The sequence below is a fragment of the Metabacillus sp. 84 genome (genome assembly GCF_050107715.1).
GTDB lineage: Bacteria > Bacillota > Bacilli > Bacillales > Bacillaceae > Metabacillus_B.
The window spans coordinates 326932-349419 of the sequence record NZ_JBNILN010000002.1; the positions used below are offsets into that span (position 1 = coordinate 326932).

Sequence of the window (22488 nt, forward strand, 5' to 3'; positions counted from 1 at the left end):
TATCACCTCAGGTAAATAATACTGATTAAAAAAAAATTATAGAGTGATTGCAGCTCTCTTAGTTTTCGGATAGTAATTCCAATAATAAATTCACTTTATGAAATAGTTCATCAAATGTAAGTATAACTACACTTTTCATTTCCTTTCTATACCACTCAAATGACTGCAATTTGTGTTCTTCCAGATCATTCATTTTCCCTGCAATTACTACACATATAGGGTTAAATACTTTGAAATCCTCCTCAGAATTTGATCTCAGAGCTGTATACTCCCTTTGTAAAGATTCTTTGTATCCTAGCACTTGAACAATTGCTCCTGTTAAGTCACTGTGTATAGAATATATATTTTGTCTATACTTACTTGAAAGTAAATAAGTGCTTGGTGTTTTGATCTCAATTAATGCTACATCATTAGATAAATCATTTTTAAACATGAAATCTACTACTTTTCCACCTTTATTTCCAATTCCTTTACCTCCAACAAAGGCTTTGTCCTCAAAGAGTAACATTGGGCTGGCAAAGATTTGGCTTAATACCCAAGCATTATCAGTAAATACCCCTTGCCAAAACTCTTCATCATTATTATCTGAATTATCTTGCCAGACCTTTAATAATTTTCTAATGTTTGTAATACCAATTAGATTATTTAATTGGTCTAGTTCATTTCCCTTAACTTCTAGTAATCTTGAAATTATATCTTCTGAATTTTTAGTGTTAGCCATCCATTCAAATGTTTGCTTGACTAGTTCTTGCTTATTTTCATCAAGCAGAGTTTCAAACAGGCTACTGTCTTTTTTAAACATCTCTATTACTTTTTGCAGTTGATTATCTGCTTTGGTAAACAAGCTCCTACCCTGAACAATTCCATATTCTTTATAAATTTTGTAATATACATCTGCCTCAGTCATTAGCTTTAGCATTTCATCTGACTTTAATTCAAGTTTGATTCCCTCATATGCTTTCAAAGAAGAAAGGTCAAAGTCTCTAAAATCTTCCCAATCATCACTCTTTTTTTTCTTTTGGTAGATAAAACAACCATTTACAGGTGCATCACTATTTTGTTGATTGTTTACAATCTGTGGTCTGAAAATTAATCTAATTAGAGGACCTTCCCTCAAAATTATGTCATTACCCATGGCTGAGTCTCTTGATGTTGAATTTAATGTATATTCCATCCTTAAACATCCTTTTTAGATAAATAATACCATTTAAAACCTAATATTGTAATTCAATTAGATTTAATAGGTTATAATTGACTCATACTTGATATGATCCTGCCAGCTTATAAAAAATAGGATGCTAAATAAATTAGAACAAATCTATACCGAAGTTAATTGGTATTATATTCCATGTTGTATAAAAATAGTATGTGTATGTTTTTTGCCTTCCTCCAAGTTTTTAGAGGGGTTGTTCCCCCATGGGGGGGGAGTAAGTGATAGACTTTTCAGTTAGTTCATGTAGACTTGAATCCTTTTGGTATGAAGTTATTTATAGCAGAGTAATATAAGCAGCCTTAGAGGTAATCTGATATATTTGCAAAAATAAAAAGACAGATACCATTACAGCATCTGCCTAATCCTAACTAATATTTACTTATATCCCTATTGATAATCCTGTAGTTACTTTGTTTGCCTCATCTTGAGTAATACCAATGTATCTTAAAGTTACTGCTTGTGAGCTGTGGTTAAAGATGTATTGGAGCAATGCTAAGTCTACATCCTGTTTATAAGCCATGTAACCAAAGGTCTTTCTCAGGCTATGACAGCTTAGTGTAATGTTTACCATATCTCCTGCATGAGCTACTATCCTGTGAGCCTGTACCCTGCTTATAGGTTTAGTCCTATCCTTATTACTGTAAAAGAGAAAGTCCTCCTCAGCTAATCCCTTAGCCTCAACATAATCCCTTATCAGTAACTGTAACTTAGGGTTAAGCTCTATCAATTTCTCCTTATTGGTCTTTTCCTCTCTGTTCTTCCAGATACCTCTCAAGCTGTCCTTAACATTAGCCCTCAGTATATCAGATATTCTAAGCCCTGTATTCAGACTGTAAGCTAGCAATAAATGCTGCTTAGAACTCTTTTTATAAACTTCCATAACATCCTTTATCAGTCTCATATCTGTAATTGGCTGAGCTGTATTCACTTATATTTTCCCCCTGCTGTATATAAAAAATAATGTAATATTCAAGAATCATTATGTTACATAAATTATTATCTTTATCCATCATAGCAGTTGTAGTTTGGTATAACAACATTCTGTAGGTAACATAATTACATTGTGTTACTTTTTAGGGATGAGGGGGTAGGTACTTTTAGCAAAAATTGCTCTTTGATTGTCTAAGGATCAGAAAAAGTTTTTGATATTGCAAAGACTCCTATTTTCTTGGACATTTTAAAGTACATCCCTTAGTAACACTGTATTTCTTTAGTGTGATAAATCCAAGACCAGACTTTCAGGACAGGGAAGGAGTTGGGGGTTTAGAGGAATAAAAAAAGCAGAAGTACACTACTTCCACTTAACTTACTCAATTATTTAAGTTTAGACACTTCATCATTAAAGTACTCATCTGTAATATCAGGCATTTTAAAAATATTAGTCTCATTATACTCCTGTTGTAACAATTGGAGCTTTTCCTCATCAGTCTTTAAATCATCAATGTCAGTGAATGCAACTATACAATTTGGAACAAAATACATGTTGAGATCATACTGTGCTTTACCTCTTTTAATAGTTTGTTTATAAAATAATACTTTTCCATTAATGGGGTTATTAGCAAATGCCTTGATATAGCTAAGAATTGTAGACCTACCCAATCCTGTCATCTCTGCTAATCTATCTACAGATGGGAAAGCAAAGCCATCTTTATCTACATGTGAACAAAGTGCTTGCATGAATGTTATTAATCCATTAGGCAAACCTTTCAAGTAACCACTCTTGTAAATTTTATCAATGTTAGTAGATACATATGGAATATAGATTACATCTTCTGTCCAATCATCATAGGTAATAATATTCTGTACAATAAATAGAGGTTGAGTAACCTGGTCAGGCTTAATGTATCTTTCTTCTAACTGCTTTTTCATGATGTTTTTGTACTTCTGTATATCATTATCAGTAATCCTACTCATGTTGTAATACTCCTCTACAAATAATAATTTTTATTGATCAATGATGTGAGGCTTAGCCTCTAGCTTTGCTACAAAATAGTTATTGAGTTATTAAGTTACTTTGTTAGTTAGTTAATACAGTTATTTAGTTATGGTATTAAAATGAAACTTCTAAAATCATCCCTCATCCTCAAACAATAGTTTTACTTTTTGGGGATGCTTAGCTTTGTATTGCATGAAAGCCTCATAACAGTCTCTTCTGCTCTTTCCATTGACAATGTTTTTTATAGTTGCTCTTGATACAGTAAAGTGTTCCTCAATCTGATAAGGAAGCAGACCTTTCACTTTACTAAAATATAAGATTTTATATACATCCCTATCAGTTAGCTTGACATTATTAAACCCTAGCATAATTTTTACCTCCTCTTTCTTTCCTCATCACTATATTTAGAAAGGGTAGAGGAACTGTGACAATTCCTGATGTACTTGAGATTCTTTCAATGTTGTAAGGAGCATGGTAAGAAAAAGTGGAACATCACTGTATTAATTCTTTTTCGCAGAGTAAAGGTAGAGGAGTTTAGGGGATTCCAAATCAATTTAGGGAAATAGTTGCTTGATTATCTGTAATTTAAGGGGAAATAAATGGCTTGATAACATAATAGGACTGAGTTATTCTTTAAAACAGGTAATAGAACTTTGTTAGGGAAATGCACTAATCCCTACTATTATATCTTGTAGCCATACAGTGAAAATTTAATCTGTGCAAACCTTTGATATGCCTGTGTTTTGGCTGATAAGGGACAGCATCCCCCCAGTAGCTCAGCTGGATAGAGCATACGCCTTCTAAGCGTACGGTCGGGAGTTCGAATCTCTCCTGGGACGCCATTTCATTTACATACTGAGCCCTGATGAGACAGGGTTTTGAATAATAAAGAGATGCGGGCACAGTCTTTAACACTGTGCCCGCATCTTTTTAGTGTTCCTTAGATTCTCCAGCTATGTCTCTATATGCTAATATAAGAATTAAGAATCCTGCTATCAGCATTAAGGGGGAATGGCGATGAACGCATTATCACCGGATCAACGCGAAGAGTTACTCAAAACGCTAGAAGCCCGTTTTGAGAAAAACAGGGACAGACATGAGGGAATTGTATGGGAAGATGTCAAGTCCCGTCTTGAAGACAATCCTGCGAAACTCTGGTCTCTCTATGAAATGGAGAGAACGGAGGGCGAACCGGATGTGGTGGGCCGTGATCAAAAAACGGGAGAAATCGTATTTTACGACTGCTCGCCAGAAAGCCCTAAAGGCCGCAGAAGTGTCTGTTTTGACCGGAAAGCGCTGGAGTCGAGAAAAAAGCATAAACCGGAAAATAATGTGATGGATATGGCTGCTGCCATGGGCATTGAGCTATTAACCGAGGAGCAGTACCGGGAGCTCCAAAAACTAGGAAATTTCGACCTGAAAACATCGAGCTGGGTGAGTACACCTGCTGATATCCGAAAACTCGGAGGTGCGCTCTTTTGTGACCGCCGCTACGACACCGTGTTTGTGTACCATAATGGAGCAGACTCCTATTATGGTGCCAGAGGGTTCCGCGGATCACTGAGAGTCTGAAGCAGTGTGAGAAATATGAATGGTTGGTGCCGCCGTTGAACCTCAAACCTACTGTTTTTCGGGCAGTGATACGGCATCCTATTGATTTTTACACCTTTTGATTGGTGATAAAGCTGCAAGCTAAGCACAGCGGGACAGGTGACACCCCGCATCGCGGAATGATGAAGAGGCTCACCGCCCGCCCCGTTGGCTGCTGAGCAGCCAGGAGAGGAAATCAGAAAAAACAAACCAAGTGGATAAAGGGATGAGTGCGTTATTACGGACCTAATGGCCAGCAATTACCTGCTGCCAGGCTTTAGTGCAGAAGTGTTTAGATCTTCACTTTCTATAACAATTGCCATTAAACCGGTATCTGTTTTCGTTTCGTGCCACTCATCTTTATCCCAGAGTACAGCTTCCCCGTTTTGAACGTGTGTGTATTCCTCCGATTCTCCCCTAACCCAGCCCTCTCCATTCACGATTAGAAGAAGCTGAGGAACAGCAGCTTGATGATAGCCAATTCTTCCATTCGCCTCTAAATGCATGCAGCCTATTTGAGCCGCGTTCTCTGTCCGGGTAATCGGTGACAGTACAAAATCTGAGTCGGATTTTGTGATTTTCCTGCCTGAATTCTTATTAAATTGAAAGATCTTCATCTCATCCCCCCTGCGCCTGCTTAAAGGACCCGCTTAGTGGTCCTTTAAAAATTGTTTAAATCCCCAAGATGGTTAAGTAATCATGATCCTTGGTTTTATTTTCGACCCACGTCTGAAATTCAGCTATCAACCTGATCAAATCTCCACAATTCTGATCCGGGTTTTTTCTGAAATTCTTCTCTGTTTCTTCGAGTATCAAAAAACCGATCAGGTCTTTCAAATTTTCTGCACCCGGTTTGTCCACAAGTGCTTGTTTTACCTTATCTAACTCAGTCAGGATCTTTTTCCACGTTTCCCTGTCAATTCTGCTGATGCCGAATAAGCTGTAATTTTTATGATGTTTTACGATGGCGGGTGCAAGGAAGGTAAAGGTTTCATCCGTCAAATAGATGGAGGCCTTGTTCCAGTGCCTGCCGGCAGATCGGCCAGGCTTTATTTCCACATAGCTGGATCCTTCTAATGTGTCCGCATCATAAATGATAGGGTCAATCATACGAACTCTCCCCATTCCATAAAAAATTTAATTGAAATAGCGCCTCCAGTCATCTGAAGCGCGAGTAATTTTGAGTGCCGGAGTGAACATTCATCCTTTGTCAAAAAAACCTGTCAGAAAAAAGTACAAAAAAATTGCAAAATGATCTTTCCTGTTATAGCGCGTATGTAAGCGGATACAAATTGTTAAACTAATCTAAATTATCAGTTAATTCAAAAAAAGGGTGTTGACTCTTGTACGCAACGGGCGTAAGATAGGTTCAAACATTCATAACACGGCAGCGAAACAACTTAAAATCATCCATATAACATTGGTTATAGGATCTTTTTTTACAAGTAATCTTCTAATCATTTAAAGCGTCTTAACATTAAAGGAAAGGTGTGACCTGGCATGAGTGATCAATGGATCTTCTTGAACGGCGAATTTGTAAGGAAGGAAGATGCGAAGATTTCTGTATATGATCACGGATTCTTGTACGGAGACGGCATTTTCGAAGGGATCAGAGTATACAACGGGAATATTTTCCGGATGAAAGAACATATGGACCGGCTTTACGAATCCGGAAAATCAATTTTGCTCAACATGCCGTACAGCCAGGAAGAATTAACAGAGCTCGTCATAAAAACGGTTGAAAAAAATGGACTGAGAGATGCTTACATCAGACTGGTTGTCTCCAGAGGCGCTGGAGATCTCGGTCTGGATCCATATAAGTGTCCAAATGCAAATGTGGTCATTATTGTAGAACCGCTTGCTATCTTCCCAAAACACCTTTATGAGACTGGAATCGATATCGTAACGGTGCCGACCAGGCGAAACCGTCCGGACGTACTCAGTCCTAAAGTAAAATCATTAAACTACTTAAATAACGTTCTCGTAAAAATCGAGGCCCATCTGGCAAACGTAAGCGAAGCGCTCATGCTGAATGATCAGGGATATGTTGCAGAAGGTTCAGCGGATAACGTTTTCATCTATAAAAAAGGCAAACTGCTCACACCGCCGGGATATATTGGAGCGCTGGAAGGCATCACAAGAAACGCCATCATCGATATTGCAAATGAGCTTGGCTATACCGTTTCCGAAGAACCGTTTACCCGCCATGATGTCTATACGGCAGATGAGGTTTTCCTCACAGGAACAGCAGCCGAGGTCATCGCGGTTGTTAAGGTGGACGGCCGCGTTATAGGAGACGGGAAGCCTGGAGAGCATACGAACCACCTGCTTGAACAGTTTAGAAAAAAAGTAATCGATGAAGGGGAGAAAGTGAATCTTCCTTCAGATGAAAGTCTTCACGTAAGCTGATTGATAACCTAATAGGGCAAAACATAGACGGGGATAAGTAGTTGTTTATATCAGCCATCTTCAGAGAGCCGGGTTGCTGGAAGCCGGCGGTGGCATAGACGATGAACTCACCCCGGAGTGTCTTTCTGAATCAAGTAGGAGGGACCGGGTGCATCCGAAGCACTCGTTATTAAAACGAACATACTTGTTCTTGAGATGGCTTGAGGGCCATGAAAAAGGGTGGTACCGCGGAGAGTTTCCTAGCCTCTTCGCCCCTTTGATCCGAAAAACGGGTCTTATGAGGGGCGGAGAGGTTTTTTATATGCAATCAATCACCGGCTTCTAACTACTTTGGGAATGTTTTTGAAAGAAGAGGAGGCAGAAAAATGAAGGTTCAAGCGGAGATGGATGAGGCACAGCTCGAACACCCTGTAAGGATGACGGGGGGCGCAATGCTTATCGAGGCATTAAAGCAGGAAAAGGTGGAGGTGCTTTTCGGGTATCCCGGAGGTGCGGTTCTGCCGTTATACGACAAGCTTTATGGTTCAGGTCTTTTTCATATCCTGACAAGGCATGAACAGGGAGCCATACACGCTGCAGAGGGGTACGCAAGGATTTCAGGAAAGCCCGGAGTGGTCATAGCAACATCAGGGCCTGGTGCGACGAACCTCGTAACCGGTCTGGCAGATGCAATGATTGACTCTCTGCCGCTCGTTGTTTTTACGGGTCAGGTCGCGACAACCGTTATTGGCTCAGATGCTTTTCAGGAAGCGGACGTATTGGGGATCACGATGCCGGTTACAAAGCACAGTGTTCAGGTAAGGCATGTGGATGAACTCCCGATGGCGATTAAGGAAGCTTTTCATATTGCCTCTACCGGCAGGCCCGGTCCCGTCCTGATCGATATTCCGAAGGACGTTGCGGTATCCGAAGGAGAGTTCAAGTACGATCAAACCCCCGATCTGCCGGGCTATCAGCCGGTTACGGCGCCTAACCATTTGCAAATCAGGAAGCTTGTGGAGGCGGTCAGCCGGTCAAAGAAACCGGTCATCCTGGCTGGAGCGGGTGTTTTGCACGCTAAAGCGTCTGAATATTTGAAAAGTTATGCCGAACAGCAAGACATTCCGGTTGTCCATACTCTGCTCGGACTCGGAGGATTTCCGGCTGATCATAAGCTGTTTCTCGGAATGGCAGGGATGCATGGAACGTATACAGCGAATATGGCGCTTTACGATTGTGACCTTCTGATTAATATTGGTGCCAGGTTTGATGACCGGCTCACGGGTAATTTGGATGATTTCGCCAAATATGCAACGGTTGCCCATGTGGATATTGACCCGGCTGAGGTTGGCAAAAACGTTCCGACTGACATACCGGTTGTAGGGGATGCAAAGCTCGTGCTGAAGGAGCTCATTCATCAAAACGGCAAAAGAGCAGCTTCAGAGGAATGGCTTGCAAAGCAAGAGGATTCCAAGAAAGAATATCCGCTATGGTATAACGACTCCGCGGATATCATTAAGCCCCAAAAGCTGCTTGAGATGATCAGCATCTTTACAGAGGGAAAGGCAATCGTTACGACGGATGTCGGACAGCATCAGATGTGGGCAGCTCAGTTTTATCCCTTTAAGGATTCGGACAGCTGGGTAACCTCCGGCGGGCTTGGAACGATGGGCTTCGGGCTCCCTTCAGCGATCGGCGCCCAGCTGGCAGACCGGAATAGAAGAGTCGTCGCGGTTCTTGGGGACGGAGGGTTCCAGATGACGCTTCAAGAGCTGTCTGTCATCTATGAATTGCAGCTCCCCATCAAAATTGTCATCCTAAACAATCAGTCGCTCGGAATGGTAAGGCAATGGCAGGAGATTTTTTATGAAGAGCGCTACTCTCACTCTAAGTTTGTATCACAGCCCAATTTTAATAAGCTTGCAGAAGCTTACGGAATCCGCGGGTTGACGATCACCAGCATGAAAGAAGCAGATTCTGATTTGAAAGAAGCCCTTCAGTCTGATGAGCCAGTGCTCATAAATGCGCTCGTGGAGAAAGAGGAAAATGTGTATCCAATGATTGCGCCAGGCAAGGGAATTCATCAAATGACAGGGGTGAAACCGTGAAAAGAATCATCACGACCACCGTATTGAACAGACCCGGCGTATTAAACCGGATTACCGGGCTTTTTACAAAACGCCTTTATAACATTGAAAGCATTACAGTTGGCCATACAGAAACAGATGGCGTTTCCAGAATCACTTTTACGGTAGATGTGGAGGACCATAAACAGATAGAGCAGCTGACCAAGCAGCTGAACAAACAAATTCATGTCCTTAAGGTAACGGATATGACCAATCAGCATGTAGTTGCGAGAGAGCTGGCTCTCATTAAAGTCAATTCACCGGCGGCAGCCAGACTTGAAATCTACGGGATCATTGAACCTTTCAGAGCTTCGGTCATTGATGTCGGAAAAGAAAGCCTCGTGATTCAGGCGACTGGCGAACCGGGAAAGATTGAAGCGTTAATCGATTTGCTGAAGCCGTACGGCATTAAAGAAATTGCCAGGACCGGCACGACAGCCTTTGCGAGAAGCAGCAAAAAACAGGCATCCGCAAAAGCCGCATTCATCGTCTGAAACCCGCTACTTTTACAAATGGCAGGAGAGCCGGTGGAAAGACGTCAACTAACATTTGGAAATGGAGAGATGGAAAATGGTAAAGGTATATTATAACGGAGATGTAAACGAACAGGCACTTCAAGGGAAAAAAATCGCGGTAATCGGGTACGGTTCCCAGGGCCATGCCCATGCCCTAAATTTAAAGGAAAGCGGGCTGGATGTTGTGGTCGGTGTCCGGAAAGGGAAATCGTTTGATAAAGCGAAACAGGACGGACATCCCGTTTATTCGGTAAAAGAAGCGGCTGAAGCGGCCGAAGTGATCATGGTTCTGCTGCCGGATGAACAGCAGGCAAAGGTTTATGAATCGGAAATTAAAGAAGCCCTTGAGCCTGGCAAATCCTTGGTTTTCGCACATGGATTCAACATCCATTTTCATCAGATTGTTCCTCCGGAATTTGTGGATGTTTTTCTGGTAGCCCCTAAAGGACCAGGTCATCTTGTGCGGAGAACGTATACAGAAGGAGCCGGAGTTCCTGCCCTCTTTGCCATTCAGCAGGATGTATCTGGCTCTGCAAAGGACACAGCTCTCGCTTACGCTAAGGGCATTGGAGCCGGCCGCGCGGGCGTCCTGGAAACGACGTTTAAGGAAGAAACAGAAACCGACCTTTTCGGAGAGCAGGCTGTACTGTGCGGAGGCCTGACCTCTCTAGTAAAAGCCGGTTTTGAAACGCTGGTTGAAGCAGGCTATCAGCCGGAAGTCGCATATTTTGAGTGTATGCATGAGCTGAAGCTGATTGTGGACCTCATGTATGAGGGCGGGCTTGAAGGGATGAGATATTCGGTTTCCGATACGGCTCAGTGGGGAGATTTTGTTTCCGGTCCGAGAATCGTTGATGAAAGAGTGAAGGAATCCATGAAGGCTGTGCTGGCCGATATTCAAAGTGGGACGTTTGCCAAAGACTGGATTGTCGAGAATCAAGTGAATCGGCCGCAGTTTAATGCGATTAACCAAAAAGAGAATAGCCACCAAATTGAACAGGTTGGAAGAAAGCTTCGCAGCATGATGCCGTTTGTAAAACCTAAAGAAAAAGAGGCGGTGACCGCTGGTGCGGAAAATTAATGTCTTTGATACGACGCTAAGAGACGGGGAACAGTCGGCGGGCGTAAATCTCACATTTGGAGAAAAGCTTGAAATAGCCCGGCAGCTTGAAAGGCTCGGAGTCGATATCATGGAGGCGGGGTTTCCCGCTTCCTCCAAAGCAGAAATGAAGAGTGTCAGGGAGATAGCGCGTACAGTTAAAAGCAGCTCTGTCACTGGCCTTGCCCGATCGGTTAAAAGCGATATTGATATCGCCTGGGAGGCGCTTAAAGAGGGGGCAGATCCAAGGCTGCATGTGTTTCTGGCAACCTCGCCGATTCACAGGGAATATAAGCTGAAAAAATCCAAGGAGCAGGTCATAGAAGCCGCAGTGGAAGCTGTAAAATACGCAAAGACCCTTTTTCCTGTCGTGCAGTGGTCAGCAGAGGATGCGTGCAGAACTGAGCTTGAATTTTTGGGTGACATTGTCGGGGAAATCATTAAAGCCGGTGCAGATGTTATCAATATTCCTGACACCGTCGGATACATTCATCCGATAGAGTATGGGAGAATCTTCTCCTATTTAACAAAACATGTCACAGGCATTGACCAGGTGATTCTTTCCGCGCACTGCCACAATGACCTTGGAATGGCTGTTGCAAATTCACTTGCTGCTATCGAGCACGGAGCCGGTCAAATCGAAGGAACCATCAATGGAATCGGCGAACGGGCAGGCAATGCCGCCCTTGAGGAAATTGCCGTCGCCTTAAAAATACGCGGAGATCATTATCAGTCTTATTTTGACTTGAAACTGGATGAAATTAAACGAACAAGCGATATAGTGAGCAAGCTTACCGGAATGGCTGTACCCGGAAATAAAGCAGTGGTCGGGAAAAACGCGTTCGCCCATGAATCAGGCATTCATCAGGACGGGGTGCTGAAAGAAAAAACAACGTACGAAATTATTTCTCCGGAAATGGTGGGGGTCTCATCCAATTCCCTTGTACTCGGTAAACATTCCGGACGGCACGCCTTCGGAGCAAGAATGAAGGAGCTCGGCTTTGCACTGGATGAAAAGGAACTGAAGCGGGCATTTGACCGGTTTAAGGACTGGTCAGAGAAGAAGAAAGAATTTACGGATGCCGATTTGCTGGCCATTTTAATGGAAGAAAAAGCAGCGAACGGGGCTGGCGGCTATGAGCTTATCACTCTTCAAGTGCAGTTTGGCACGGCCAATATAACAACCGCTGCTGTTACCTTAAGGGATCCGGACAAAACCGTTATACAAGAGGCGGCAACAGGAGCAGGAAGTGTTGAAGCCATTTACAATACGCTAGAACGCTGTATAGGGACCGCTGTGCATCTGAAGGATTACCGCATCCAGTCCAGCAGCGGAGGAAGAGACGCTCTGGCAGAGGTTTATGTAAAAGCAGAATTTAAAGGGATTGAAACCAGCGGCCGAGGAATGGCTCAGGATGTCCTTGAAGCTTCGGCGCGGGCATACGTAAATGCAGTTAACCGGGTGCTCTTATTCTCGAAGGAGGAGCAGGAGGCGATCCAGCTGCCAGTCTAATTGAAAATGGGGGATGAATGATGAAGAAGACAATCGCAATGCTTCCGGGAGACGGGATCGGAAAAGAAGTAATGCAAGGTGCACAAGAAGTGCTTTCTGTTATCGCCGAGCAATATGGTCATGAATTCCATTTTACATCAGGACTGATTGGCGGTTCCGCGATTGACCAGCACAGCGAGCCGCTCCCTGCTGAAACAGTGGAGCTTTGCCGCCAGGCGGATGCCGTCATGCTTGGTGCGGTTGGCGGACCAAAATGGGATCAGGAGCCGCCTGCCGGAAGACCCGAAAAAGGTCTGCTTGCGCTCCGGAAGGAACTTGGCCTGTATGCCAATATCCGGCCTGTAAAAGCCTACGAATGTTTAAGCGGCCGAAGTCCTTTCAAACAGTCGGTTCTCGAAGGCGTCGATTTCGTCATCGTCCGAGAGCTTACAGGCGGCCTGTACTTCGGCAAGCCAAGTGAGCGGTCCTTTAAGGGCGGAGAAGAATCCGCAGTTGATACCCTTTATTATACGAAAAAGGAAGTCAAACGCATTCTTAATGCTGCATTTGAACTGGCTGCACAGCGGAAAAAGAAGGTGACGTCCGTTGATAAAGCAAATGTGCTTGAATCAAGCCGGATGTGGAGAGAAACGGCAGAAGAAGTAAAGGCGGAGTACCCTGGGATTGAACTTGAGCACATGCTCGTCGACAATGCTGCGATGCAGCTGATCAAAAATCCTGCCCAATTCGATATCATCGTAACAGAAAATATGTTCGGTGACATTTTAAGTGACGAAGCCTCCGTGCTTACCGGGTCTCTCGGGATGCTGCCATCATCAAGTCTGTCGACGGGCGGTTTGCATCTATATGAACCTGTTCATGGGTCTGCTCCTGACATCGCCGGAGAAAACAAAGCCAATCCGCTTGCCATGATATTGTCTTCAGCCATGCTTCTCCGTACATCATTCGGCTTGAGGGAGGAAGCAGATGCGGTCGAGCGAGCTGTTCAGCACGTTCTTGAAGCAGGAAAACGGACAGGGGATTTGGCTGTGGATCAGGAGCGCAGCCTTACAACAGCGGAGATGATCGAAGAAGTAAAAGAGGGGCTGGCAGACGATAATGCTATCCTTCATATAATGGAAGCTTATGCTTGAAATCTAGTAAAGGAGGAGGAGAACCATGAGGAAAACACTGTTTGAAAAATTGTGGGATCAGCATGTGGTTCATAGTGAAGAAGGGAAACCGGATCTTCTCTACATCGACCTGCATCTCATTCATGAAGTAACCTCTCCACAGGCGTTTGAGGGACTAAGAACGAAGGACCGCAAAGTCAGAAGACCGGAACGGACCTTTGCCACAATGGATCACAATATTCCAACAATAAATCCCGCTGTGATAAAAGATGAAACAGCTAAAAATCAAATAAGTGCATTGGAGCGGAACTGCCGTGAATTCGGCATCCGGCTGGCAGATATCGGCAGCGAGGATCAGGGCATTGTTCACGTCATCGGTCCGGAGCTTGGCCTGACTCTTCCTGGCAAAACGATTGTTTGCGGGGATAGCCATACTTCTACACATGGAGCCTTTGGTGCTTTGGCTTTTGGAATTGGAACGAGTGAAGTAGAGCATGTTCTGGCTACCCAGACGCTTTGGCAGCAAAAGCCGAAAACACTGCAAATGCGGATCGACGGAGAGCTTGGGGATGGAGTAACGGCCAAGGATCTCATCCTTTATATTATCGGCAAGCATGGGGTCCGTTTTGGAACGGGCTATGTCATTGAATATACGGGCAGCGTCATTCAAGGCCTCTCGATGGACGAACGGATGACCATCTGCAACATGTCCATCGAAGCCGGAGCAAGAGCCGGGCTGATTGCTCCGGACGAAACGACTTTTTCTTATATAAAAGGAAGGAAATTCGCCCCAAAAGGGGAAGCGTTTGAGAAGGCGGCTGAGCAATGGAAACAGCTGGCGACAGACGAAGGGGCGGAATATGACCGAAGCGTGGAAATACGCGGAGAAGACGTCGGCCCGATGATTACGTGGGGAACCAATCCGGGCATGGCGCTCTCAGTGGACCAGCACCTTCCGGCTATTGATTCGTATACGTCAAAAGAGGAGAAAAGAGAAGCTGAACGCGCCTTCTGCTACATGGATCTGACACCTGGAGCCCCCATTGAAAACCTTCCTGTACAGCACGTATTCATTGGCTCCTGTACAAATTCACGGATTCACGATTTAAGGAAAGCAGCAGCCTATGTGCAGGGCAAAAAAACAGCAGATTCTGTAAGAGCATTAGTCGTTCCCGGCTCAGAAGCGGTAAAAAGGAAAGCGGAGGAAGAAGGGCTCGATGAGATTTTTAAAGCAGCAGGCTTTGAATGGAGACATTCCGGCTGCAGCATGTGCCTCAGCATGAACGAAGATGCTGTACCGGAAGGAGAGCGCTGTGCTTCTACCTCGAACCGGAATTTTGAAGGCCGGCAGGGAAAAGGTGCTAGAACTCATCTGGTTAGTCCAGTGATGGCCGCTGCCGCCGCAATCCACGGCCGCTTCGTTGATATAAGACAATCACCGTTCAAGGAGGAGGACACCCATGCTTCAGCCATTTCGTCTTCATAAAGGAAAGGCAGCCGTAATGGACAGAGACAATGTCGATACAGATCAGATTATCCCAAAGCAGTTTTTGAAACGCATAGAGCGAACGGGCTACGGAAGGTTTGCTTTCTTTGACTGGAGGTACAAGGCCGATGGCGAGCCGGATCCTGCTTTCGAATTGAACCGGCCGGAATTTTCGGGGGCGACCGTCCTGATTGCCGGAGAGAACTTTGGCTGCGGGTCCTCAAGAGAGCATGCTCCTTGGGCATTAAGCGACTATGGGTTCCGGGTAATCATTGCCCCGTCATTTGCCGATATCTTTCATCAAAACTGCCTGAAGAATGGAATGCTGCCGGTCCGCCTCGAAAAAAATCGAGTGTCTCAGCTGATGGACCAGGCAAGCCGTGGGAAATGTGAACTCACAGTTAATCTCGCAGACCAGACCATTTGGAGTGAAAACGGCCTGGAAGCGGCTTTTGACATGGATCCGCACTGGAAAGATATGCTTTTAAATGGAAGAGACGAGATTGCCTATACACTGATTCATGAAGACAAGATTCAGGACTTTGAGAAATCGGGGATCGGCTAACGGGATGGAGGTGCAAAGAGGGTTTGTCTTTGCATCTTTTTCAATGAAGGACCGGATCTGCGCAGTCAGCCCCGAAGAATCAACGTTACGTCTGTTTCGCATGGTTAGATTTACAACTAATAGAAATAGGATAAAAACGAAAGGTTCGTCAATCGATCTTCATCCAGAGCAGGTCCCTCTAGCTGTATTTCAAACAGCAAAAACCCCATTCCATCCCAGAACCCCCTAATTCTACCGTACTCCCTGCCGCTTGTGTTCCATTCAGCACATTGGTAAACTTGTAACAAAATTGTACGCGGAGTTGGTCTGTTCATGAAAGATGATAAACAATCAAAGATCATTCCATTCCCTAATCTAAAAGAGCGTCTTGTAGATAAAGGAATGGATGCTTTGAAAAAGAAACAGTTTCAGGATGCACTGGACCTTTTTTCGGAAGCCCGGAACATGGATGAGGACCAGGCGGAAATCCAGCTTGGCATTGCCCTGTGCCTAATGGAAATGGGAGAACTGGAAGAAGCAAGCCGCGTGTGCAAAAAAATGCTGAACGAAGACATCGGCCATTACTTTACCGTGCTGCAGGTGTATTTAACGATTCTCATACAGCTTAGGGAATACAATGAAGTTCAGGCTACGATTGAAGCGGTTCTCGAGGAAAATCAGCTGCCCGCAGAAAGTGCCGAGCAATTCTACAGGCTGCTCGATTTCAGCAGGAGAATGAGCGGTTCCGGGCAGGAGGCAGAGCCGGAGGAAGAATTTACGTATGAGCCGGATGATTGGACAACGTCAGAAGGTTTTATGGCAGAGCCGGCCAAACAAATTGATTATATTCAGTCGATCCGTGACCGGAATGTAGCGAAGCATATGCCGACGTTAAAGTCTCTGCTTGAGCACACGCATGCCCACCCGGTTATTAAAACGATGATTCTTCAAGTTCTGATCGAGCATGAAGTAAGCAAAAGTGTGACCGTAGAAAAGTTTGGAGATGTGCAGACTGTCGTACCCGCAGCCCTCTCCCTTTCAGACACTCCATTTGCGAAGAAGGTGCTGAATTTGCTTGATGATACACTTGGGGCAGAAAATCCGGCGCTGTTTGAAGCGGTGAAGGAGCTGTGGATCCGGCATCTGTTTGTGCTGTTTCCATTTATCCCAAAACCTGCCGATGCTTCACTCTGGGCTGCCGCACTGCACAAAGCCGGCTATGAGCTGCACGGCATTGATGTGGAAGAAGAAGAGATCAGCTCATTATATGAAATCCCCTCTTTTCAGCTCGGCGAGGCGTGCAGCAAGATCTTTCAAATTGAAAAGATGTCCTATTTGGATAACGGCCATGCCTAAACTTAGAAAAATATTGGAATAGGTTGAATCAAAGTCATTCTGTGTTATAATGAAATGGTTTCATATCGTGAAGGGGAGCGGAAAACGCTCAATTTACATACTGCAGAAGCGCATGCTTATGCTGAATTAATGAATCATGAAACTACAAACATATTATAGATTTTTGGAGGGAAACACATGTCTGCTAAATGGGAAAAACTTGAAGGAAATCAAGGGATTTTGACTGTTGAAGTGGATGCTGAAACTTTCGACAGCGCTCTTGACGAAGCATTCAAAAAAGTCGTACAGCAAGTATCCATTCCAGGCTTCCGCAAAGGAAAGGTTCCGCGCAGCCTGTTTGAAAAACGTTTCGGAGTAGAATCTCTTTACCAGGAAGCTCTTGATCTTCTATTGCCGGTTGAATACGGGAAGGCCATCGATGAAGCTAAAATAGAGCCGATCGACCGTCCTGATATTGACATCGACTCAATGGGCAAAGGCGAAACGCTGACTTTCACTGCGAAAGTAACCGTTAAGCCTGAAGTGAAGCTTGGCGAGTACAAAGGTCTTGAAGTTGAAAAAGAAGATACAGAAGTAACGGATGAAGATGTAGAACAGGAATTGAAACAGCTTCAGGAGCGCCAGGCTGAGCTTGTCGTGAAAGAAGAGGGAAAAGTGGAAGACGGAGATACCGTTGTGATGGATTTTGAAGGATTTGTAGATGGGGAAGCATTTGAAGGCGGCCAAGCCGACAACTACTCTCTTGAAATCGGATCCGCCTCTTTCATCCCTGGCTTTGAAGAACAGCTTGTAGGCCTTGAAACAGGTGCTGAGCAGGAAGTGGAAGTTACATTCCCTGACGAATATCACGCAGAAGATCTTGCTGGCAAGGCGGCTACATTCAAAGTGAAAATTCACGAAATCAAAGCGAAGGAGCTACCTGAGCTTGATGATGAGTTTGCGAAAGATGTAGACGAAGAAGTGGAAACACTTGAAGCGCTCAAAACAAAAACGAAAGACCGCCTTCAGGAAACACGCAAAACAGAAGCAGAAAACAAGCTTCGTGATGCACTGGTTGAGAAAGCGGCTGAAAATGCTGAAGTTGAAATTCCTCAGGTGATGATCGACAGCGAAGTGGATCGCATGATGAAGGAATTCGAACAGCGTCTTCAAATGCAGGGCATGAACCTTGAGCTTTATTTCCAATTTTCTGGTCAAGATGAGGATGCGCTTAAACAGCAAATGAATGAAGATGCTGCAAAACGCGTAAAATTCAACCTGACTCTAGAAGCGGTTGCTCAGGCTGAGAACCTTGAAATTTCAGATGAAGAAGTGAACGAAGAGCTTTCTAAAATGGCTGAAATGTACAACATGCCAGTAGACAGCATCAAGCAGGCACTTGGCTCAACTGATGCTGTAAAAGAGGATTTGAAAATCCGCAAAGCGATTGATTTCCTTGTGGAAAACAGCAAAACCGCTGCATAATATAAGAATACCTGACAGGGCGCGATTGGATCGTGCCCTGTTTTCTAAACATAAGCTTTTGCAGAAAATGGCGACATATACTTAGAAGCAGGATCATTCCTAATTCACCTGAAACATGCTAGAATACATATACATACATCAATACATAGCCCTTTCGGGGGTACTCCGTCATAAACAGCCTGAGTATGCAAAAGATGTTTTTTCTTCAAAATATAGGGTAGGATATAAAAAAGCATACATAGCTGCAAACATTCTTCAAACATCTAAATATCCATCACCGCAGCGTTTATGTTAAAATGCACTGCATACTTGATTTGCTCTCAATGGCTGTACGCTGCCAAAGCGCATCACCAAGTTTAACAAAACCGCTGTATTCCCTGATGGACGGGGTTTTGACTGTATGAAGAGATAAAGAATAAGGGGTGAAACAATGTTTAAGTTCAATGATGAAAAAGGACAGCTAAAATGTTCATTCTGCGGGAAAACACAGGATCAAGTTCGTAAACTTGTAGCTGGACCGGGTGTATATATATGTGACGAATGCATCGAGCTCTGCACGGAAATCGTGGAGGAAGAGCTAGGCACGGAAGAGGAAGTTGAGTTTAAAGATGTACCGAAACCTGCTGAGATCCAGGGAATTCTCAACGAGTATGTAATCGGACAGGAAGCGGCTAAGAAATCTCTTGCCGTAGCGGTATACAACCATTACAAACGGATAAATTCCAGCAGCAAAATCGATGATGTGGAGCTTTCTAAGTCCAACATTGCGATGATAGGGCCGACAGGAAGCGGTAAAACCCTTCTTGCGCAGACACTCGCAAGGATCCTGAATGTTCCATTTGCTATAGCGGACGCTACTTCTCTAACTGAGGCTGGATATGTCGGTGAGGATGTAGAGAACATCCTTCTTAAACTGATTCAGGCAGCAGATTACGATGTGGAAAAAGCAGAAAAAGGCATTATCTATATTGATGAAATCGATAAGGTTGCCCGTAAATCCGAAAATCCGTCAATCACGCGTGATGTATCTGGTGAAGGAGTTCAGCAGGCATTGCTGAAAATTCTTGAGGGAACCGTTGCAAGTGTTCCACCGCAGGGCGGACGCAAGCACCCTCATCAGGAATTCATTCAGATTGATACGACGAACATCCTCTTCATCTGCGGAGGAGCCTTTGACGGGATTGAACAAATTATCAAACGCCGTCTCGGCAAAAAAGTCATTGGTTTTGGATCAGACAACTCGAAAGAAGATATGGACCAAAAAATGCTTCTTTCCAAAGTCCTTCCGGAAGACCTGCTTAAATTCGGTCTGATTCCTGAATTTATCGGGCGTCTGCCTGTTATTTCAAGTCTTGCCCCACTCGACGAGGATGCATTGGTTGAAATCCTGACAAAACCGAAAAATGCCCTAGTCAAACAGTATCAAAAGATGCTTGATCTGGATGGGGTGGAACTGGAGTTTGAGGATGAGGCTCTGGTTGAAATCGCGAAAAAAGCAATCGAGCGTAAAACAGGTGCCCGCGGTCTAAGATCTATTATTGAAGGCATCATGCTCGACATGATGTTCGATCTTCCTTCCCGCGAGGACATCGAGAAATGTATCATTACCGGCGCGACCGTTACTGATCAGGTTCCGCCTAAGCTTGTCACAAATGACGGTACTGTCATTGAAAAAGATAAAAAGACTTCCGCCTGAGGAACGTGTAATCGAGGCGAATATTGAACGGAAAAAAGGCTGCCATCATGCGCAGCCTTTTTTTTTCATTGCTTGAGCGGCGGTCCTTCTTGTTCAGTTCTGTAAAGAAAATCTGGTGTTTGGAACTTTAGTCAGAGAATTCTGCGAGGCTTGACGATTATGTCTTATCGGCATTAGCGGGCTGAAAAAGCGGGAATCCTTAGTCGCTGGCACTGTTCACGTCTTTTTGGTTCAAAATCGCCTTAATGTGCTGTTCAGAACTCGTTCTCCGTTAAAATTGCAGGTATCAGGCTGTTTTTGGTGTCTTCAAAGCTGCTTTGGGGGCTGATTGGAGAGGATATTGTCCTAACTTTTGTTTTATTGTCCGTACTTTCATTTTATTGTCCTACCCTCTCAGCTTATTGTCCGTACTTTCAATATATCTACTTTTCGACAAAATTTTGATGGAAACCGTCTGGTATTAACTGCGAAAGGTGCTTAACTTCCGCTGAAGGCGGGACAGGAGGAGCCATCCGCAGCTGCAAAGCAAGACACTGCCCGTCCTGTGGGAAATATATAGTAGGAGGAGAAAGAAATCAGCCTGAACAATCCTGGATGAAACATGAAAAGACAGATTGATGTATGCTTTTTAGAAATTCCACTGCTGCCCTCCGCCACCGCCGAATCTTCTTCCTGCAAATCTTCTTTCTGCGGGTTTATTCCGCTTTCAGTGAGGAGATACTAGGAGCAAGGAAACACCATTATGGCTAAGAGAGGAAGACTCTTTTACATAGAAACAGAATGCAGCAGGAGGGACCAGTATGAGTTGGACAAGCATTGCATTGTTTGTACAGTTGTTTTTCGGGATTATTATCGGTTTGTATTTTTGGAATTTGTTAAAAAGCCAGCGCACCCAAAAGGTATCCATCGACAGGGAATCGAAAAAAGAAATGGAACAGCTGAAAAAAATGAGATCGATCCGGTTAAGTGAGCCTTTGGCGGAAAGAGTCCGCCCTAAGACATTTATGGATATAGTCGGTCAGGAAGATGGAATCCGTTCCTTAAGCGCTGCATTATGCGGACCCAATCCCCAGCACGTGATTATTTATGGACCGCCAGGAGTCGGAAAAACAGCCGCTGCGAGACTAGTGCTTGAAGAAGCGAAACAAAATGGGAAATCCCCGTTCCGCTCGAATGCCGTATTCGTCGAGCTTGATGCAACGACAGCCCGTTTTGATGAAAGGGGAATTGCCGATCCCCTAATCGGGTCTGTTCATGACCCGATTTACCAGGGCGCCGGAGCTATGGGACAAGCCGGCATCCCTCAGCCTAAGCAAGGTGCTGTTACACATGCACATGGGGGAGTCTTGTTTATTGACGAAATCGGTGAACTCCATCCGATTCAGATGAACAAAATGCTGAAGGTTCTTGAAGACCGGAAAGTATTTTTGGAAAGTGCTTATTATAGTGAAGAAAACACAAACATACCAAGCCACATCCATGATATTTTCCAAAATGGATTGCCGGCTGATTTTCGCCTGATCGGGGCTACAACAAGAACGCCAAATGAAATTCCGCCAGCCATCCGGTCGCGCTGCGTAGAAGTGTTTTTCAGGGAGCTTGATCAAAAGGAGCTCTCCATCGTCGCAAACAAAGCAGCGGCGAAAATTGGGATGAATGTCTCGGATGAAGGTATTGAACGTATGACCTCCTATGCCAGAAACGGACGGGAAATCGTCAACATGATGCAGATTGTAGCGGGGATGGCGATGAACGAAGACCGCGGCGCAGTTACATTAAAGGATATTGAATGGGTCATCCATTCCAGCCAAATGTCTCCAAGGTATGACCGAAAGATTGGGGAGGAAGCGAAAATAGGCCTGGTGAACGGACTGGCTGTACACGGTCCGAACACAGGATCTCTCCTTGAAATAGAAGTAATGGTTCTGCCAGCGAAAGAAAAGGGCAGTGTGAACATAACAGGGATTGTGGAAGAAGAAAGCATTGGAGACCGCGGAAAATCCATCCGCAGAAAAAGCATGGCCAAAGGATCGGTGGAAAATGTCATTACGGTCCTCAAATCAATGGGAGTAGAAGCAGACAACTATGAAATTCACGTTAACTTCCCGGGAGGGGTTCCGGTGGATGGGCCTTCGGCAGGGATTGCGATGGCATCAGGCATCTTTTCTGCCATTCATAAAATTCCAGTCGACCATCTTGTGGCAATGACTGGAGAAATCAGCATACATGGGCACGTTAAGCCGATTGGCGGCGTGGTCCCTAAAATCAAGGCAGCTAAATTGGCCGGGGCCATGAAGGTCATCATTCCTGCGGAAAACAGCCAGTCGATCCTTGAGGATATCCCGGGGATCACGATTATTCCTGTTTCACATTTCCAGGAAGTGCTTGATCATGCACTACTGAATCCGCCGGCCGAATTTTTGCTGAATGAGAAAAAATCAGTATAAGTC

At 44.5% G+C, this 22488-nt stretch carries 19 protein-coding genes and 1 other annotated feature; of the genes, 13 read left to right on the forward strand and 6 right to left on the reverse strand.

Translation table 11 applies throughout. The annotated features are described in order from the left end of the window. Positions 1–58: 58 nt before the first annotated feature. The 4 genes from ACQCV8_RS06280 to ACQCV8_RS06295 all read right to left on the reverse strand — a co-directional run bounded on the left by ACQCV8_RS06280 (position 59) and on the right by ACQCV8_RS06295 (position 3517). The gene (locus ACQCV8_RS06280) at positions 59–1174 is read right to left on the reverse strand and encodes a Shedu immune nuclease family protein (RefSeq protein WP_426843702.1); all 1116 of its coding nucleotides are present in this window, start codon (positions 1172–1174) and stop codon (positions 59–61) included. 418 nt (positions 1175–1592) lie between these two features. After that, a complete protein-coding gene (locus ACQCV8_RS06285; RefSeq protein WP_426843703.1) occupies positions 1593–2141 on the reverse strand; it encodes a tyrosine-type recombinase/integrase in 549 nt (182 codons plus the stop codon). Between the two features lie 386 nt (positions 2142–2527). Then, positions 2528–3127, reverse strand: coding sequence for a helix-turn-helix domain-containing protein (locus ACQCV8_RS06290; protein WP_426843704.1), 600 nt, complete (start codon positions 3125–3127; stop codon positions 2528–2530). 156 nt (positions 3128–3283) lie between these two features. Continuing rightward, on the reverse strand, positions 3284–3517 hold the full coding sequence (locus ACQCV8_RS06295) for a hypothetical protein (protein WP_426843705.1): 234 nt from the start codon (positions 3515–3517) through the stop codon (positions 3284–3286). Between the two features lie 643 nt (positions 3518–4160). On the opposite strand from ACQCV8_RS06295, the gene ACQCV8_RS06300 reads away from it, so the two are divergent. Continuing rightward, complete coding sequence (locus ACQCV8_RS06300; protein WP_426843706.1) at positions 4161–4721, forward strand: DUF4256 domain-containing protein; 561 nt, start codon at positions 4161–4163, stop codon at positions 4719–4721. Positions 4722–4999: 278 nt separating this feature from the next. Here the strand turns inward: ACQCV8_RS06300 and ACQCV8_RS06305 are convergent, their stop codons facing one another. Then, positions 5000–5356 carry a cupin gene (locus ACQCV8_RS06305; protein WP_426843708.1) on the reverse strand — a complete coding sequence of 119 codons (357 nt, stop codon included), beginning with the start codon at positions 5354–5356 and terminating at the stop codon, positions 5000–5002. A gap of 55 nt (positions 5357–5411) precedes the next feature. Continuing rightward, positions 5412–5849 (reverse strand): hypothetical protein, encoded by a 438-nt coding sequence (locus ACQCV8_RS06310; protein WP_426843710.1) that lies wholly within the window; start codon positions 5847–5849, stop codon positions 5412–5414. A 390-nt stretch (positions 5850–6239) separates the two neighbouring features. On the opposite strand from ACQCV8_RS06310, the gene ilvE reads away from it, so the two are divergent. The 12 genes from ilvE to lonB all read left to right on the forward strand — a co-directional run bounded on the left by ilvE (position 6240) and on the right by lonB (position 22485). After that, complete coding sequence (gene ilvE, locus ACQCV8_RS06315; RefSeq protein WP_426843711.1) at positions 6240–7148, forward strand: branched-chain-amino-acid transaminase; 909 nt, start codon at positions 6240–6242, stop codon at positions 7146–7148. 15 nt (positions 7149–7163) lie between these two features. Continuing rightward, positions 7164–7407, forward strand: a binding site (T-box leader). Between the two features lie 106 nt (positions 7408–7513). Then, positions 7514–9235, forward strand: a complete 1722-nt coding sequence (gene ilvB / locus ACQCV8_RS06320; protein ID WP_426843712.1) for an acetolactate synthase large subunit — start codon at positions 7514–7516, stop codon at positions 9233–9235. Further along, entirely contained in the window at positions 9232–9747 is a 516-nt protein-coding gene (ilvN, locus tag ACQCV8_RS06325; protein WP_426843713.1) for an acetolactate synthase small subunit, read from the forward strand. Before ilvB ends, ilvN begins: the two co-directional genes overlap by 4 nt. 76 nt (positions 9748–9823) lie before the next feature. Beyond that, positions 9824–10849 (forward strand): ketol-acid reductoisomerase, encoded by a 1026-nt coding sequence (gene ilvC, locus ACQCV8_RS06330; protein WP_426843714.1) that lies wholly within the window; start codon positions 9824–9826, stop codon positions 10847–10849. Then, the gene (locus tag ACQCV8_RS06335; protein WP_426843715.1) at positions 10836–12380 is read left to right on the forward strand and encodes a 2-isopropylmalate synthase; all 1545 of its coding nucleotides are present in this window, start codon (positions 10836–10838) and stop codon (positions 12378–12380) included. Before ilvC ends, ACQCV8_RS06335 begins: the two co-directional genes overlap by 14 nt. Positions 12381–12400: 20 nt before the next feature. After that, positions 12401–13513, forward strand: coding sequence for a 3-isopropylmalate dehydrogenase (leuB, locus tag ACQCV8_RS06340; protein ID WP_426843811.1), 1113 nt, complete (start codon positions 12401–12403; stop codon positions 13511–13513). A gap of 25 nt (positions 13514–13538) precedes the next feature. Further along, the gene (gene leuC / locus ACQCV8_RS06345; protein ID WP_426843716.1) at positions 13539–14978 is read left to right on the forward strand and encodes a 3-isopropylmalate dehydratase large subunit; all 1440 of its coding nucleotides are present in this window, start codon (positions 13539–13541) and stop codon (positions 14976–14978) included. Further along, positions 14953–15543: a 3-isopropylmalate dehydratase small subunit gene (gene leuD, locus ACQCV8_RS06350; protein ID WP_426843717.1), complete on the forward strand. Its 591-nt coding sequence runs from the start codon at positions 14953–14955 to the stop codon at positions 15541–15543. The genes leuC and leuD overlap by 26 nt, the downstream gene beginning before the upstream one ends. A 312-nt stretch (positions 15544–15855) precedes the next feature. Further along, positions 15856–16878 carry a tetratricopeptide repeat protein gene (locus tag ACQCV8_RS06355; RefSeq protein ID WP_426843718.1) on the forward strand — a complete coding sequence of 341 codons (1023 nt, stop codon included), beginning with the start codon at positions 15856–15858 and terminating at the stop codon, positions 16876–16878. Between the two features lie 177 nt (positions 16879–17055). Continuing rightward, the gene (tig, locus tag ACQCV8_RS06360; RefSeq protein WP_426843719.1) at positions 17056–18342 is read left to right on the forward strand and encodes a trigger factor; all 1287 of its coding nucleotides are present in this window, start codon (positions 17056–17058) and stop codon (positions 18340–18342) included. Between the two features lie 430 nt (positions 18343–18772). Next, entirely contained in the window at positions 18773–20038 is a 1266-nt protein-coding gene (gene clpX / locus ACQCV8_RS06365; protein ID WP_426843720.1) for an ATP-dependent protease ATP-binding subunit ClpX, read from the forward strand. Positions 20039–20838: 800 nt separating this feature from the next. After that, positions 20839–22485, forward strand: coding sequence for an ATP-dependent protease LonB (gene lonB / locus ACQCV8_RS06370; RefSeq protein WP_426843721.1), 1647 nt, complete (start codon positions 20839–20841; stop codon positions 22483–22485). The last annotated feature ends 3 nt before the right edge of the window (positions 22486–22488 follow it).

Excerpts from the sequence above, each read along its gene's own strand:
- ACQCV8_RS06280 (WP_426843702.1), bottom strand. The coding sequence starts at position 1,174 with ATGGAATATACATTAAATTCAACATCAAGAGACTCAGCCATGGGTAAT.
- ACQCV8_RS06290 (WP_426843704.1), bottom strand. The coding sequence starts at position 3,127 with ATGAGTAGGATTACTGATAATGATATACAGAAGTACAAAAACATCATG.
- ACQCV8_RS06295 (WP_426843705.1), bottom strand. The coding sequence starts at position 3,517 with ATGCTAGGGTTTAATAATGTCAAGCTAACTGATAGGGATGTATATAAA.
- ACQCV8_RS06300 (WP_426843706.1), top strand. The coding sequence starts at position 4,161 with ATGGCGATGAACGCATTATCACCGGATCAACGCGAAGAGTTACTCAAA.
- ACQCV8_RS06305 (WP_426843708.1), bottom strand. The coding sequence starts at position 5,356 with ATGAAGATCTTTCAATTTAATAAGAATTCAGGCAGGAAAATCACAAAA.
- ACQCV8_RS06310 (WP_426843710.1), bottom strand. The coding sequence starts at position 5,849 with ATGATTGACCCTATCATTTATGATGCGGACACATTAGAAGGATCCAGC.
- ilvE (WP_426843711.1), top strand. The coding sequence starts at position 6,240 with ATGAGTGATCAATGGATCTTCTTGAACGGCGAATTTGTAAGGAAGGAA.
- ilvB (WP_426843712.1), top strand. The coding sequence starts at position 7,514 with ATGAAGGTTCAAGCGGAGATGGATGAGGCACAGCTCGAACACCCTGTA.
- ilvC (WP_426843714.1), top strand. The coding sequence starts at position 9,824 with ATGGTAAAGGTATATTATAACGGAGATGTAAACGAACAGGCACTTCAA.
- leuB (WP_426843811.1), top strand. The coding sequence starts at position 12,401 with ATGAAGAAGACAATCGCAATGCTTCCGGGAGACGGGATCGGAAAAGAA.
- leuC (WP_426843716.1), top strand. The coding sequence starts at position 13,539 with ATGAGGAAAACACTGTTTGAAAAATTGTGGGATCAGCATGTGGTTCAT.
- leuD (WP_426843717.1), top strand. The coding sequence starts at position 14,953 with ATGCTTCAGCCATTTCGTCTTCATAAAGGAAAGGCAGCCGTAATGGAC.
- ACQCV8_RS06355 (WP_426843718.1), top strand. The coding sequence starts at position 15,856 with ATGAAAGATGATAAACAATCAAAGATCATTCCATTCCCTAATCTAAAA.
- tig (WP_426843719.1), top strand. The coding sequence starts at position 17,056 with ATGTCTGCTAAATGGGAAAAACTTGAAGGAAATCAAGGGATTTTGACT.
- clpX (WP_426843720.1), top strand. The coding sequence starts at position 18,773 with ATGTTTAAGTTCAATGATGAAAAAGGACAGCTAAAATGTTCATTCTGC.
- lonB (WP_426843721.1), top strand. The coding sequence starts at position 20,839 with ATGAGTTGGACAAGCATTGCATTGTTTGTACAGTTGTTTTTCGGGATT.